This window comes from Streptomyces crystallinus, assembly GCF_039521265.1.
Lineage (GTDB): Bacteria > Actinomycetota > Actinomycetes > Streptomycetales > Streptomycetaceae > Streptomyces > Streptomyces crystallinus.
Genome location: NZ_BAAACA010000026.1, coordinates 79,637 through 93,613 on the forward strand (window position 1 = coordinate 79,637; position 13,977 = coordinate 93,613).

Consider the following 13,977-nt stretch of genomic DNA (forward strand, 5'->3'; position numbering starts at 1 on the left):
CTGGAAAACCCCAGCTGAGCTGGGGTTTTCTTGTTTTGGGAGACTGGGGCCATGAGACGTGGGGCAAAGATCCCGGCCGCCCCGCTCCCCCAGCGGGACGGCATCGACCCGGTGCGGGTGCGGCTGCCCGCCGACCCGGACGGGGCCTGGGGGACGGTCCGGGAGCATCTGGTCGAGCGGTTCCGGGGGGCGATCGGGGCCGGGCGGGTGGCGGAGATGGTGCGCGGCGGTCGCTTCCTGACCGTCGACGGGCCCGTGGACGAGACGCTGGCGTACCGGCCGGGGATGTACGTCTGGTTCCACCGCGACTTCGCCCCCGAGGTGCCCGTGCCGTTCGGGATCCAACTCGTCCACCGCGACGAGCGGATCGTGGTCGTGGACAAGCCGCACTTCCTGGCCACCACACCCCGGGGGCGGCACATCACCGAGACCGCCGTGGCCCGGCTGCGGCGCGAGCTCGCGCTGCCGGCCCTCCAGCCCGCGCACCGCCTGGACCGGCTGACCGCCGGTCTCGCGCTGTTCGTGGTGCGGCCCGAGGACCGGGGCGCGTACCAGAAGCAGTTCGCCGAGCGGCGGGTGCGCAAGGAGTACGAGGCCGTCGCCCCGTACGACGCGGGGCTCGCGCTGCCGGTGACCGTGCGCAGCCGGATCGTCAAGGAGCGCGGGGTGATCGCCGCCCACGAGGAGGCGGGCGAGCCGAACGCCGAGAGCCGGGTCGAGCTGGTCGAGCACCGGGGCGGCCTCGGCCGCTACCGGCTGCTTCCGGCGACCGGGCGTACCCATCAGCTGCGGGTGCACATGAACGGCCTGGGGCTGCCGATCCTCAACGACCCGGTGTACCCGGTGGTGGCCGAGGAGCCCGCTCCGGACGACTTCAGCCGTCCGCTGCAACTGCTCGCGAAGGTGCTGGAGTTCACGGATCCGGTCGACGGGCGGCCGCGGAGGTTCGAGAGCCGGCTGAGACTCGCCGAGTGGGACACCGTCGCCCATACATCGGACCAATAGGGGTCCGGAGAAGGGAAATCGGGGTCTCAGGGGTATCTGAGGGTCGCAGACCTCTGATAAATCTCCTCGTATGCGCGTCACAAAGCTCGGTGACAGCGGCTGTGCCGTCAGTGCGCTCTCCCTCGGTGCGGCCGGGCTCGGCAACCTCCTCGGCGCGGTGTCCGACGCCGACGCGCGCGAGGCGGTGGACGCCGCCTGGGACGCGGGCGTCCGCTACTTCGACACCGCCCCGCACTACGGCCTGGGCCTCTCCGAGCGCCGGATCGGGGCGGCGCTGCGCGACCGGCCCCGGGACGCGTACACCGTCTCCACCAAGGTCGGCCGCGTCCTGGAGCCGCTGGCCGAGCCGGACGGCGACGACCTGGCGCAGGGGTTCGCGGTGCCCGCCACCCACCGCCGCCGCTGGGACTTCAGCGCGGACGGGGTGCGCCGCGGCATCGAGGACAGCCTCGGGCGCCTGGGCCTCGACCGGATCGACGCCGTCTTCCTGCACGACCCCGACGACCACGCCGAACAGGCCCTGCGCGAGGCCTATCCGGCGCTGGAGCGGCTGCGCGCGGAAGGTGTCGTACGGGCCATAGGGGCGGGGATGAACCACGCGGGGCCGCTGGCCCGGTTCGTACGGGAGACGGACGTGGACGCGGTGCTGTGCGCCGGGCGGTACTCGCTGCTCGACCAGCGCGCGGCCGACGAGCTGCTGCCCGAGGCGGCCGCGCGCGGCAAGAGCGTGGTGGTCGGCGGGGTCTTCAACTCGGGGCTGCTCGCCGACCCCCGGCCCGGGGCGCCCTACGACTACGCGGCCGCGCCCCCGGCCCTGCTGGCGCGGGCGCTGCGGCTCAAGGCGGTCTGCGAGCGCCACGGCGTCCCGCTGCGGGCCGCCGCGCTCGCCTTCCCGCTGCGGCACCCGGCGGTGGCGAGCGTGCTGGTGGGCGCGCGCTCGGCGGCCGAGGTCCGGGACGCGGCCGAGCTGTTCGGGCGGCCGGTGCCGCAGGCGCTGTGGGAGGAGCTGGGCGTATGAGGGTGGCGCTGCACACCAGGGTCCGGGAGGGCCGGATCGAGGCGTACGAGGCCGCGCACCGGGAGGTCCCGGCGGAGCTGACGGCGGCGATCCGGGCCGCCGGGGCCACCGCGTGGACGATCTGGCGCAGCGGCACCGAGCTGTTCCATGTGATCGAGTGCGCCGACTACGCGCGGCTGCTGGCCGAGCTGGCCGGGCTGCCGGTGAACCTCGCCTGGCAGACCCGGATGGCCGGGCTCCTCGAGGTCGTCCACGACTACTCGGACGCGGGCGCGGACGACGGGCTGCCGGTGGTGTGGGAGCTGTGACGGGAGTGCCGGTGGTGGACGCGCACCACCACCTCTGGGACCTCGCCGTCCGCGACCAGGAGTGGCTCGCGGGGCCCGAGTTCACCCCGATCCGGCGGGACTTCCCCGTCGACGAGCTGCGGGCGCGGGCCCACGCCTGCGGGGTGGCGGCCACCGTGCTGGTGCAGACGGTGACCGTGGCCGAGGAGACCCCGGAGCTCCTGGCGCTCGCGGCGGGTGACCCGCTGGTACGCGGGGTGGTCGGCTGGACCGATCTCACCGCGCCCGGGGTCGCCGACGAGCTGGCCCGGCTCGCCGAACTGCCCGGCGGCGCCCGGCTGGTGGGGATCCGGCACCAGGTGCAGGGCGAGCGCGATCCCGAGTGGCTGCTGCGGCCGGACGTGGCCCGGGGGCTCGCGGCGGTCGCGGACGCGGGGCTGGCGTACGACCTGGTGGTCCTGCCCCACCAGCTCCCGGCCTGTGTGCGGGCCGCCGAGCGCCACCAGGGTCTCACCTTCGTCCTCGACCACCTGGGCAAGCCCCCGGTCGCCTCCGGCGCCGTCGAGCCCTGGGCGTCGGCCGTCCGCGGCCTCGCCGCGCTGCCCAACACCGTCGGCAAGCTGTCGGGCCTGGTCACCGAGGCGGACCGGGCGCGCTGGGAGGTCGAGGACCTCCGGCCGTACGTGGACACGGCCTTGGAGGCCTTCGGCCCCGGGCGGCTGATGTTCGGCTCGGACTGGCCGGTGTGCCTGTTGGCCGCCTCGTACGGCGAAGTGCTGGAGACGGCACGGGAGCTGGTGCGGGGCCTGGGCCCGCACGAGCGGGCCCAGGTCCTCGGCGCCACGGCCGAGCGCGTCTACCGGCTCAGTGGCCGCGCCTGATCCACTCGTCGAGGTGGGGTGCCTCGGCGCCGATGGTGGTGGAGTCGCCGTGGCCCGTCCGTACGACCGTCTCGGGCGGCAGCGTCAGCAGCCGGTCGCGGATCGAGTCGACGATGGTCGGGAAGTGCGAGAAGGACCGGCCGGTGGCGCCCGGGCCCCCGGCGAACAGGGTGTCGCCGGTGAACACGGTGCCCAGCTCGGGCGCGTACAGGCACACCGCACCCGGGGCGTGGCCCGGGGTGTGCACGACCTCCAGGCGGGTGCCGGCCACCGACACCGTCTGCCCGTCGGCCAGTTCGCCGTCCGGGGCGCGGTCCGGGTGGGTCAGCTTCCACAGCGGCAGGTCGTCCGGGTGCAGCAGCACCGGCGCGCCGGTGGCCTCGGCGAGCTCGGGGGCGGCGTCGATGTGGTCGTTGTGGGCGTGGGTGCACACGATCGCGCGCAGGGTGCGCCCGCCCAGCGCGGCCAGGATCGCCTGCGCGTCGTGGGCGGCGTCGACGACCACCGCCTCCTCGTCGTCGCCCACGATCCACACGTTGTTGTCGACGTCCCAGACGCCGCCGTCCAGGGCGAAGGTGCCCGAGGTGACCAGGTGCTCGATACGGGCGGCCATCAGAACGCCACCACCGAGCGCAGCACATCGCCCTCGTGCATCCGCTCGAAGGCCTTCTCGACGTCGTCGAGCGCGATGGTCTCGGTGACGAAGGCGGCGAGGTCGATACGGCCCTGCTGGTGCAGGTCGATCAGTACGGGGAAGTCCCGGGAGGGCAGGCAGTCGCCGTACCAGGAGGACTTGAGCGCGCCGCCGCGCCCGAAGACGTCGATCAGCGGCAGCTCCAGCTTCATGTCGGGGGTGGGCACGCCGACGAGGACGACGGTCCCGGCCAGGTCGCGGGCGTAGAACGCCTGCCGGTAGGTCTCGGGGCGGCCGACCGCCTCGATGACGACGTCGGCGCCGTGGCCGCCGGTGAGCGAGCGGATCGCCTCGACGGCGTCCTGGGTGCGGGAGTTGACGGTGTGGGTGGCGCCCATGGCCTTGGCGGTGGCCAGCTTGCGGTCGTCGATGTCCACGGCGACGATCTTCGCCGCGCCCGCCAGCCGGGCGCCGACGATCGCCGCGTCGCCGACGCCGCCGCAGCCGATGACGGCGACCGAGTCGCCGCGGCCGACCTCGCCGGTGTTGATGGCGGCGCCGATGCCCGCCATCACTCCGCAGCCGAGCAGCCCCGCGACCGCCGGGGAGACCGACGGGTCGACCTTGGTGCACTGGCCGGCCGCCACCAGCGTCTTCTCGGCGAAGGCGCCGATGCCGAGCGCGGGCGACAGCTCGGTGCCGTCGAGGAGCGTCATCTTCTGCCGGGCGTTGTGGGTGTTGAAGCAGTACTGCGGGCGCCCGCGCAGACAGGAGCGGCACTGGCCGCACACCGCGCGCCAGTTCAGGATCACGAAGTCGCCGGGGGCGACGTCGGTGACGCCCGCGCCGACCGACTCGACCACCCCGGCGGCCTCGTGGCCGAGCAGGAAGGGGAAGTCGTCGTTGATCCCGCCCTGCTTGTAGTGCAGATCGGTGTGGCAGACGCCGCACGCCTGCACCTTCACCACGGCCTCACCGGGCCCCGGGTCCGGCACCACGATCGTCTCCACCCGTACGGGCTCGTTCTTCCCCGGCGCGATGACCCCTCGGACCTGCTGCGGCATACGTGGACTTCCTCTCTGGCACCGCCGGTACGCGCGGACGCGTACGGGCGGAAATGTGTACGGGCCCGACCTGCGCACGTTACCCAACGCACGCCGAAGGGCGGCACCCCGCGCCCGGGATGCCGCCCTCCTCGTCGCTCTGCCCGGCGCCTACTGCTCGGCCGCGAGCTCCGTGACCCGCTTGCGGACCAGGAACCAGCCGCCGATCAGCATGCCCACGATGATGGGCAGACAGTAGACGGTGGTGCGGCCGACGCCGCCGCCGTACCACATCAGGTACAGCACCGAGGCGAGGAAGACCAGCGTGACGATCTGGGTGTACGGGGCCCAGGGCAGCCGGTAGGACGGGCGGGTGAGCAGGCCCTCCTGCGAGCGGCGCCAGAACAGCAGCGAGCAGACCATGATCATCGCCCAGGTGCCGAGGATGCCGATCGAGGCGAAGTTCAGCACGATCTCGAAGGCGTCGTCGGGCATCAGCTTGTTCAGGGCGACACCGGCGGCGCCGAAGGCGGCCGTCAGCAGCACACCGCCGTAGGGCACCTGGCCCTTGTTCATCCGGGCGGTGAACTTGGGCGCGGAGCCCGCGACGGCCATCGAGCGCAGGATGCGGCCGGTGGAGTACAGACCCGAGTTGAGGCTGGAGAGCGCGGCGGTCAGGACCACCAGGTTCATCACTCCGGCCGCGCCCGGCACACCGAGCTTGTCGAGGACCGTGACGAACGGGCTCTGGTCGCCCGAGTAGGCGGTGTACGGGAGGATCAGCGCGAGCAGGACGACCGAGCCGACGTAGAAGATGCCGACGCGCCACATGATCGAGTTGATCGCCTTGGGCAGGATCTTCTGCGGGTTCTCGGTCTCGCCGGCCGCGACGCCGCAGAGCTCGACCGAGGCGTACGCGAAGACGACGCCCTGGACGACCAGGAGCATCGGCAGCGTGCCCATCGGGAAGATGCCGCCGTGGTCGGTGATGTTGGCCAGGCCCGGGGTGTTGCCGTCGACGCTGTGCTGGGTGGCGACCAGGTAGATGCCGACCAGCATGAAGGCGACCAGGGCCGCGACCTTGATGATCGCGAACCAGAACTCCATCTCGCCGAAGTACTTCACCGAGATCAGGTTGGCGGTGAGGACCACGGCCAGGGCGATCAGGGCGAGGACCCACTGCGGGACGTCGGTGAACATCGACCAGAAGTGGGCGTAGGTGGCGGCGGCCGTGATGTCGGCCACGGCCGTGGTCGACCAGTTCAGGAAGTACAGCCAGCCCGCCGTGTAGGCGCCCTTCTCGCCCATGAACTCACGGGCGTAGGAGACGAAGGCGCCGGAGGAGGGGCGGTAGAGCACCAGCTCGCCGAGGGCCCTGACGACGAAGAAGGCGAAGACGCCGCAGACCGCGTAGGCGATCGCGAGCGAGGGGCCGGCGCCGGCCATCCGGCCGCCGGCGCCGAGGAACAGGCCGGTGCCTATCGCGCCGCCGATGGCGATCATGTTGATGTGCCGGGACTTGAGGTCCTTGCTGTAACCGGCGTCACCGGCGTCGACGTGGGCGGTGCCCTGCGTCTGCGCGGGCGCCGACGTCTCGGCCGCAGGCATGGTGCGGTCACTCATGTAGCTGTATCGCCTTCGTGAGGGGTCATGCGGTCGTGCGATACCGGGCAGTGCCGGTGCCGTCCCGGCGGTGGCCGGTGATGCGGGGAGAACGCTGTGGGGTCACCCGCGGCGTGGCTGATTCGGGACATCGTCGCGGCTCGACGGGGCATTTGGCAGTGGCCAATGTCACGTACGGGCAGTTCTGTGATGAATCTGAGGTAAATCTGAGCTTTACGGGGCGAGAACGTCCAATTCCTTGAGGGCACCGACGGCGATCTCGCGGGTGAGTCTCTCGGCCCGTTCCGCGTCCCGCTCCCGGACCGCCTCGGCCACCTGGACGTGCAGGGTGACGGCCGCCGGGTCGGGGTCCTCGAACATCACCTGGTGGTGGGTCCGGCCGGTCAGGACCTCGGCGACGACGTCGCCGAGCCGGGCGAACATCTCGTTGCCCGACGCGTTCAGGACGATCCGGTGGAAGGCCACGTCGTGGACGAGGTACTCCTCGAGGCGCCGCCCGCGCGAGGTGGCGACCATGCCGAGCGCCTGCTCGGTGAGGTCCGCGCACTGCTCGGGGGTGGCGTGGTGGGCGGCGAGCCCGGCGGCGACCGGCTCGACGGCCGAGCGCAGCACGGTCAGCGAGCGCAGCTGGCGCGGCCGGTCGGCCCCGGCGAGGCGCCAGCGGATGACCTGGGGGTCGTACACGTTCCACTGCCCGGTGGCCCGGACCGTCACCCCGACGCGGCGGCGTGACTCGACCAGCTGCATGGACTCCAGGACCCGGATCGCCTCGCGGATCACGGTGCGCGAGACGTCGAAGCGCTGGGCGAGCTCGTCGCCGCGCAGCACGCTGCCGGGCGGGTACTCGCCTGCGGTGATCGCGCGGCCGAGGGTGTCGAGCACCTGCGCGTGCAGTCCCCGGGCCTGTGTGGTCATGGGCGTAAGGGTACGGGGCGGGGGCCGCCCGGCCGGACGGGCGCACGGAGGCAGTCAGCAGAAAAGTATTACTTATTCATCACAGGGTCTTGAATACGTCGCACCTTTTGGGTTTCAGTAGCGCGACGGACGGATGGCCGGAAACGACCCCCGCCCGGACCACATCGATGTCGACGAAGACAGCGAGGCACCGCTATGAGCACCCCCCACGTCGTCGTGGTGATGGGCGTGGCCGGCACCGGCAAGACCACCATCGGGCCGCTGGTCGCCCAGGCCCTGGGCGTTCCGTACGCCGAGGGCGACGACTTCCACCCGGCGGCCAACGTCGCCAAGATGTCGGCGGGCACCCCGCTGGACGACGGCGACCGGTGGCCCTGGCTCGACGCGATCGGGCAGTGGGCGCACGGCCGGGCGGGCCTCGGCGGGGTGGTGAGCAGCTCCGCGCTCAAGCGGGCCTACCGCGACCGGCTGCGGGCGGCCGCCCCCGGCCTCGTCTTCCTGCACCTCACCGGCGACCGGGAGCTCATCGAGCACCGGATGGGCGAGCGCAAGGGCCACTTCATGCCCACCGCGCTGCTCGACTCGCAGTTCGCCACGCTCCAGCCGCTCCAGGCGGACGAAGCGGGCGTGGCCGTCGACGTCGCCGGGACCCCCGAAGAAATCACCGACCGGGCCGTCGCCGCGCTGCGCCGGCTCGCCTCCTAAGGACCACACCGTGACCAGTCTCAGCGTCGAGATCCTGGCAGCGGGCGCGGCCGAGCCGATCACCTCGGCGGGCAACGCCCGGTTGGGGATCGCCGTACTCGCCGGCATCGCCGTCATCGTCCTGCTCATCACCAGGTTCAAGCTGCACGCCTTCCTGGCCCTGACCATCGGCTCGCTGGCGCTCGGCGCCTTCGCGGGAGCGCCGCTGGACAAGGCGATCACCAGCTTCACCACGGGTCTGGGCAACACCGTGGCCGGCGTCGGGGTGCTCATCGCGCTGGGCGCGATCCTGGGCAAGCTGCTCGCCGACTCCGGCGGCGCGGACCAGATCGTCGACACGATCCTGGCCAAGGCCGGCAAGTCCGGCGGGCGGGCGATGCCCTGGGCGATGGTGGTGATCGCCTCCATCATCGGCCTGCCGCTCTTCTTCGAGGTCGGGATCGTGCTGCTGATCCCGGTGGTGCTGCTCGTCGCCAAGCGCGGCAACTACTCGCTGATGCGGATCGGCATCCCGGCGCTCGCCGGGCTCTCGGTGATGCACGGGCTGATCCCGCCGCACCCCGGCCCGCTGGTCGCCATCGACGCGGTGGACGCCAACCTCGGGGTGACGCTCGCCCTCGGCGTCCTGGTCGCCATCCCGACCGTGATCATCGCGGGTCCGGTCTTCTCCCGGTACGCGGCCCGCTGGGTCGACATCCCCGCCCCGGACCGGATGATCCCGGCCCGCCCCTCGGAGGACCTGGAGACCCGGCCGAGCTTTGTCGCCACCGTCTCGACGGTGCTGCTGCCGGTCGTGCTGATGCTGGTGAAGGCGCTGGTCGACATCGTGGTCGACGATCCCAAGAACCACCTCCAGCGGGTCACCGACGTGATCGGCTCGCCGCTGATCGCGCTGCTCGCGGCCGTCCTGGTGGCGATCTTCACGCTGGGCCGGGCCGCCGGGTTCAGCAAGGAGCGGATCTCCACCACCGTCGAGAAGTCGCTCGCCCCGATCGCGGGCATCCTGATGATCGTCGGCGCGGGCGGCGGCTTCAAGCAGACGCTGATCGACGTGGGCGTCGGGCAGATGATCCTGGACGTCTCCAAGGACTGGTCCATCCCCGCGCTGCTGCTCGCCTGGCTGATCGCGGTCGCGATCCGGCTGGCGACCGGCTCGGCCACGGTGGCGACGATCTCCGCGGCCGGTCTGGTGGCGCCGCTGGCCGCCGACATGTCGACCGCGCACACGGCCCTGCTGGTCCTCGCCGTCGGCGCGGGCTCGCTCTTCTTCAGCCATGTCAACGACGCCGGGTTCTGGCTGGTGAAGGAGTACTTCGGGATGGACGTCGGCCAGACGGTCAAGACCTGGTCGGTGATGGAGACGATCATCTCGGTGGTGGCGCTGGGCTTCGTCCTGCTGCTGTCTCTGGTGATCTAGGGGCCGTTGTCCCGGGTGATCTGGGGGCCGCTGTCTCGGGTGATCCAGGGGCCGCCCCGCCTGCCCGGCGGCCGTCCGGCCCCCTCTCCAGCTCGTCCAGCCACAGCCCGTGCTCCCGGCGGGCCCAGGAGCGGCCCACCGACCCGGTGCGCATGCCACGGCGTGCCTCCGGGTCGAGGAGCGCCATGGTCACATGGCCGGTGAGCACGATCCCCACGGCCAGCGCCAGCCAGTCGTGGACGAAGGTGGAGCCGATCCGCACCGGCAGCGGCGCCAGGTGCGTGAACCACATGAATAGACCGGTGCCGAGCAGCACCAGCGCGGCGCCGGTGATCCACCCCGCGTAGACCTTCTGTCCGGCGTTGAACTTGCCCGCCGTACGGGGGTGTCCGTCCCGGGTGAGCGCCGAGCGCAGCCAGCGGCGCTCGTGCGGCCCGAACCGGTTGAGCCGGCGCAGATCGGCACGGAAGGCCCGGGAGAGCAGCCCTGCCAGGACGGGTACGGGCAGCAGCACCCCGGAGAACTCGTGCACGGTCACCACCAGCTCGCGGCGGCCCACCGCCTCGGCGAGCTGCGGCAGATACAGCACGGCGGCGGACAGCACGCACACGCCGAACACCAGGGCGTTGGCGCGGTGCACCCAGCGCTCGGCCCGGGTGAAGCGCCGTACGCGCACGGCCGGTTCAGCCGGTGGGGTGGTCGTCGCGTCCGTTGGACCGGCCGACCCAGGCATCCGTGTCATAGCCCCGCTCCTCCCAGAATCCCCGCCGCACCTTGCTCGTCACGGTGATCCCGGAGAGCCATTTCGCCGACTTGTAGAAGTACATGGGGGCCACATAGAGGCGGACCGGGCCGCCGTGCGCGTGGGAGACCGGTCTGTCCTGCATGCTCAGGGCCACCAGCACGTCGTCGCGGCGGGCCTGTTCGAGGTCAAGGCTCTCGGTGTACGTGCCGTCGAAGCAGGTGAAGCGGACCGCCCCGGCTCCTGGGCGCACCCCCGCGGCGTCGAGGAGCCGGGACAGCCTCACCCCCGCGAACGGGGTGCCGGGCACCCGCCAGCCCGTCACGCACTGCACGTCCCGCACCAGCCGGGTCTGCGGCAGCGCCCGCAGCGCGTCCAGGGTGTAGGTGGCCGGGCGGTCGACCAGGCCGTCGACGGTGAGCCGGTAGTCGGCGGCGCCCCTGTGCGGGACGGAGGCGGCGACCGAGTAGTAGCGGAAGCCGCCGCCGTTGGGCAGCAGACCGGTCAGACCGGTGGGGTCCTTCCCGGCGGCGGCGCCGAGGGCCGATTCGAGGCCGCGCTGGAGGACGGGGGCGGCGGCCACCCCGGCGACGCCGAGGCCGAGCATGCCCAGCACGATCCGGCGGCCGACCGGCGCGCTCTCGGCGGGCGGTGGTTCAGGGTTCACCCCTTGATTCGAGCACCGGCGGCCCCCGGAAACCAGGGGCCGCGGCACTCCGTCACCGTTTGGTCAGATCCGGGCCCGGTCCCCGGCGCCCGCCGCCTTCTCCAGCCGGAAGGCCTCGTTGCCCTGGCCGATCCGGGCGTGCGCCTCGGGCCGCAGCGACCGTACGACGAGGCCGTACGCCACCCCGGCAGCCAGGGCGAGCGCGATGACCGAGGGCAGCAGCCAGCTGAGCGAGGAGTCCGGTCCCGCGCCGACCAGGACGTCGAAGTCCTTGACCGTGTAGACGGCGATGACCAGGAGCGCGACCCCGGCGATGCCGGAGGCGAGCAGCCGCCACACCTGCGCGCCGGCCGCGCCCCGGCGGACGAAGAAGGCGATGACCGCGAAGGAGGCGGCGGCCATCAGCACGATCACCCCGAGCGCGCCCACGTTGCCCATCCAGGTGAACAGGTGCAGCACGGCGGCCGTCGGGTCGCCGGTGGGCTTGTCGTCGGCGACCGCGAAGGCGACGACGACCACGCCCGAGATCACGCTCTGAAGCAGCGAGCCGGAGCCGGGGGCGCCGCTGGTGTGGTTGGTCCGGCCGAACGCGGCGGGCAGCAGGCCCTCGCGGCCCATCGCGAACACATAGCGGGCGACGACGTTGTGGAAGCTGAGCAGCGCGGCGAACATACCGGTGACGAAGAGGAAGTGCAGGACGTCGGTGAAGGTGGTGCCGAGCCGGTCCTCGGTGAGCCCGAACAGCAGCCCCGGCCCGTTCTTGCGCGCCGCGTCCACGATCCCGCCGGGGCCCGCGGCGACGTTGAGCGCCCAGGAGCTGAGGGCGAAGAACACCGCGCTGAAGCCGACGGCCAGGAACATCACCCGTGACACGACCACGTGCGGGCGGCTGGTCTCCTCCGCGTACACCGGGGCCTGCTCGAAGCCGGTGAAGGCGGCGATGCAGAAGCACAGGGCGGTGCCGATACCCGCGCCGGAGAGGGTGGAGGGGTTGAACGCGTGCAGCGACAGGCCCTCCGCGGCGGGGTCGCCGACGGCGGCGAAGTCGAAGACGACGACCAGCGCGACCTCGATGACGAGCAGCACGCCGAGCACCTTGGCGTTGAGGTCGATCTTCAGCCAGGCGAGCACACCGACCAGCGCGACGGCCGCCAGCGCCGGGATCCACCAGGCGACCTCGGTGTCGAGGTAGGTGGCGCAGAGGCTGGAGACCTCGAAGCCGAACATGCCGTAGATGCCGACCTGGAGGGCGCTGTAGGCGACCAGCGCCACGAAGGCGGCGCCCGCGCCGGCGGTGGGGCCGAGGCCCCTGGCTATGTACGCGTAGAAGGCACCGGCGTTGTGGACGTGCCGGCTCATCTCGGCGTACCCGAAGCTGAACAGGACCAGCACGGCGCCGAGGATCAGGAAGAGCAGCGGCTGGCCGACGATGCCCATCACCCCGTACGTGGTGGGCATGACCCCGGCGACCACCATCAGCGGGGCGCTGGCGGCGAGCACCGAGAGCAGCAGCCCCGCGGTGCCGAGCCGGTCGGCGCGCAGGGCTCTCTCCTGCCCCTTGTACGTACGGATCTCATCGGTGTCGGTCGACATGGCGGGGGTGCCCTTTCGGTGGGACGCGGGGGTGGGTCCGAGCGGGTGGTGCCGTGGTGCCGGTGGTGCCGTGAGGTGCTCCGGTGCAGCTAGGCGGTGCCCAGTGCGGCGCTGCGCGCGGCCTGGAAGGCGCGGTACGGGTCCCGGTCCGGGTAGGACCAGGGCGCGGGGGTGAAGTGCCGCCCGATGCGGTGGAAGAGGGCGGCGGCCTCGGCGGGGCGGCCCTCGCAGTGCTTGGCGTGGGCGAGGAAGTTGAGGTCGACGCCGGCCCGGGGGTGGTCCTCGCGCTCCCACTCCAGCCACCAGTCGAACGCGGACTTGATGACCTGGCGGGCCCGGCGGCCGGTCCAGTGCTCGGAGTCGACCGGGTCCCTGGGCGCCGCGCCCTGGGCCGCGAGCACCCGGTAGCGCTCGGCGTGGGCGACCAGCGGGAGCAGGGCGAGCGGGGAGTCGGCGGGGGCGCGGGCGACCGAGGCGGCGGCGAAGGCGTACACCTCGTGCATCGGGTCGGCGCCGTCGCCCGGGCGGCGCTCGGCGAGCCGGGCGGCCATCAGATGGTGGGCGTGGTGGTGCTCCGGGTGCCGGGAGCAGACCTCGGCGAAGATCTGCTCGGTCTCGTTGTCGGAGCCCAGGCGCCGGGAGAGGGCGAGCAGGGCGAGCCACGGGGTGGGGTCGGCGGGGGCGAGGCGGGCCGCCTCCAGACAGGCGTCGCGGGCGCGGTCCTTGTCGGCCTGGCCCCTCCTGTCGCCCCGGTCGCCCTTGTCGCCGAGGCAGCGGGAGACGAGGGCGCAGGCGTAGAGCGCCGCGGCGTCGGCGCTGTCCGGCTCGGCGAGCAGCCACTCGCGGGCCCAGGCCGCGGAGGTGGCCGGCTCGCCCAGGACCGTGAGGCGGTGGCCTCGGCGGTCCCAGTCGTCGCCGGTCGCGACCAGCAACGAGCGGACCCTGGTCCACCGGCCCTGCGCCAACTGGGCGCGGACGGCGACGAGTTCGGCGTCGTCGAGCGCCGGGTCGAAGGCTCGTCCGGCGCGTCTGCGGGGGCGGCCGAGCGGGGGCGGGGGCATCCGCGTACTTCCCGGGGGGTGGTTGGTGTGGTGCGGGTGTGGTGGGTGGGGCTTCTGTTGTTCGGTGACAGGGTGATCGCGGACAGCAAAGCGGTACCCAAGGCTCCACGTCAAGGCTGGGCGGCGGTGCTTCGGGGTTCAACTTGGGGGTCGCCGCCGGGGGTTACCGGGCCCCCGGGCCCCGGTACCCCTCCTCGCGTTCGTCTGCGGGCCGCCGGTGGCTGGTCGCGCAGTTCCCCGCGCCCCTGAAAACCCTCGTTCGTCTGCGGACCGCGGCCGGTTGCTCGCGCAGTTCCCCGCGCCCCTCAAAGCGTCGGTGGCTGAGCTGAGTTCTCCGGCTGCGGCGGACTACCTCAGGGGCGCGGGGAACTGCGCGACCAGCCCGC

The 13,977-nt window shown here is 72.7% G+C and carries 13 protein-coding genes and 1 pseudogene; 6 read left to right on the forward strand and 8 right to left on the reverse strand.

Annotation, left to right across the window (positions count from 1 at the left end; all coding sequences use genetic code 11):
• The first annotated feature begins 51 nt into the window (after positions 1-51).
• From ABD236_RS20945 to ABD236_RS20960, 4 genes are all read left to right on the forward strand, one after another.
• Positions 52-1,005, forward strand: a complete 954-nt coding sequence (locus ABD236_RS20945) for a pseudouridine synthase (RefSeq protein WP_344075357.1) — start codon at positions 52-54, stop codon at positions 1,003-1,005.
• Positions 1,006-1,075: 70 nt separating this feature from the next.
• Positions 1,076-2,023: an aldo/keto reductase gene (locus tag ABD236_RS20950; RefSeq protein WP_344075360.1), complete on the forward strand. Its 948-nt coding sequence runs from the start codon at positions 1,076-1,078 to the stop codon at positions 2,021-2,023.
• On the forward strand, positions 2,020-2,331 hold the full coding sequence (locus tag ABD236_RS20955) for an L-rhamnose mutarotase (RefSeq protein ID WP_344075362.1): 312 nt from the start codon (positions 2,020-2,022) through the stop codon (positions 2,329-2,331). Before ABD236_RS20950 ends, ABD236_RS20955 begins: the two co-directional genes overlap by 4 nt.
• Complete coding sequence (locus ABD236_RS20960) at positions 2,328-3,191, forward strand: amidohydrolase family protein (protein ID WP_344075364.1); 864 nt, start codon at positions 2,328-2,330, stop codon at positions 3,189-3,191. Before ABD236_RS20955 ends, ABD236_RS20960 begins: the two co-directional genes overlap by 4 nt.
• On the opposite strand, the gene ABD236_RS20965 is transcribed toward ABD236_RS20960, so the two are convergent.
• From ABD236_RS20965 to ABD236_RS20980, 4 genes are all read right to left on the reverse strand, one after another.
• Complete coding sequence (locus ABD236_RS20965) at positions 3,175-3,804, reverse strand: MBL fold metallo-hydrolase (RefSeq protein ID WP_344075366.1); 630 nt, start codon at positions 3,802-3,804, stop codon at positions 3,175-3,177. The genes ABD236_RS20960 and ABD236_RS20965 overlap by 17 nt on opposite strands.
• On the reverse strand, positions 3,804-4,889 hold the full coding sequence (locus tag ABD236_RS20970) for an S-(hydroxymethyl)mycothiol dehydrogenase (RefSeq protein WP_344075368.1): 1,086 nt from the start codon (positions 4,887-4,889) through the stop codon (positions 3,804-3,806). The genes ABD236_RS20965 and ABD236_RS20970 overlap by 1 nt, the downstream gene beginning before the upstream one ends.
• Positions 4,890-5,039: 150 nt before the next feature.
• Positions 5,040-6,491: an amino acid permease gene (locus ABD236_RS20975; RefSeq protein WP_344075371.1), complete on the reverse strand. Its 1,452-nt coding sequence runs from the start codon at positions 6,489-6,491 to the stop codon at positions 5,040-5,042.
• Between the two features lie 213 nt (positions 6,492-6,704).
• Entirely contained in the window at positions 6,705-7,406 is a 702-nt protein-coding gene (locus ABD236_RS20980; protein WP_344075374.1) for a FadR/GntR family transcriptional regulator, read from the reverse strand.
• Between the two features lie 195 nt (positions 7,407-7,601).
• On the opposite strand from ABD236_RS20980, the gene ABD236_RS20985 reads away from it, so the two are divergent.
• Together ABD236_RS20985 and ABD236_RS20990 are read left to right on the forward strand one after the other, a co-directional pair.
• On the forward strand, positions 7,602-8,111 hold the full coding sequence (locus tag ABD236_RS20985; protein ID WP_344075377.1) for a gluconokinase: 510 nt from the start codon (positions 7,602-7,604) through the stop codon (positions 8,109-8,111).
• Between the two features lie 10 nt (positions 8,112-8,121).
• Positions 8,122-9,528 carry a GntT/GntP/DsdX family permease gene (locus ABD236_RS20990; protein WP_344075379.1) on the forward strand — a complete coding sequence of 469 codons (1,407 nt, stop codon included), beginning with the start codon at positions 8,122-8,124 and terminating at the stop codon, positions 9,526-9,528.
• Between the two features lie 100 nt (positions 9,529-9,628).
• Here ABD236_RS20990 and ABD236_RS20995 read toward each other — a convergent pair.
• The 4 genes and pseudogenes from ABD236_RS20995 to ABD236_RS21010 all read right to left on the reverse strand — a co-directional run.
• Positions 9,629-10,270: pseudogene (locus ABD236_RS20995) on the reverse strand (cytochrome b/b6 domain-containing protein); the annotation flags it as partial.
• Entirely contained in the window at positions 10,212-10,877 is a 666-nt protein-coding gene (locus tag ABD236_RS21000; RefSeq protein WP_344075448.1) for a molybdopterin-dependent oxidoreductase, read from the reverse strand. The pseudogene ABD236_RS20995 and the gene ABD236_RS21000, both read right to left, overlap by 59 nt.
• 123 nt (positions 10,878-11,000) lie before the next feature.
• On the reverse strand, positions 11,001-12,530 hold the full coding sequence (locus tag ABD236_RS21005) for an APC family permease (protein WP_344075381.1): 1,530 nt from the start codon (positions 12,528-12,530) through the stop codon (positions 11,001-11,003).
• Positions 12,531-12,619: 89 nt separating this feature from the next.
• Positions 12,620-13,591, reverse strand: a complete 972-nt coding sequence (locus ABD236_RS21010) for a hypothetical protein (protein ID WP_344075384.1) — start codon at positions 13,589-13,591, stop codon at positions 12,620-12,622.
• Positions 13,592-13,977 lie beyond the last annotated feature (386 nt).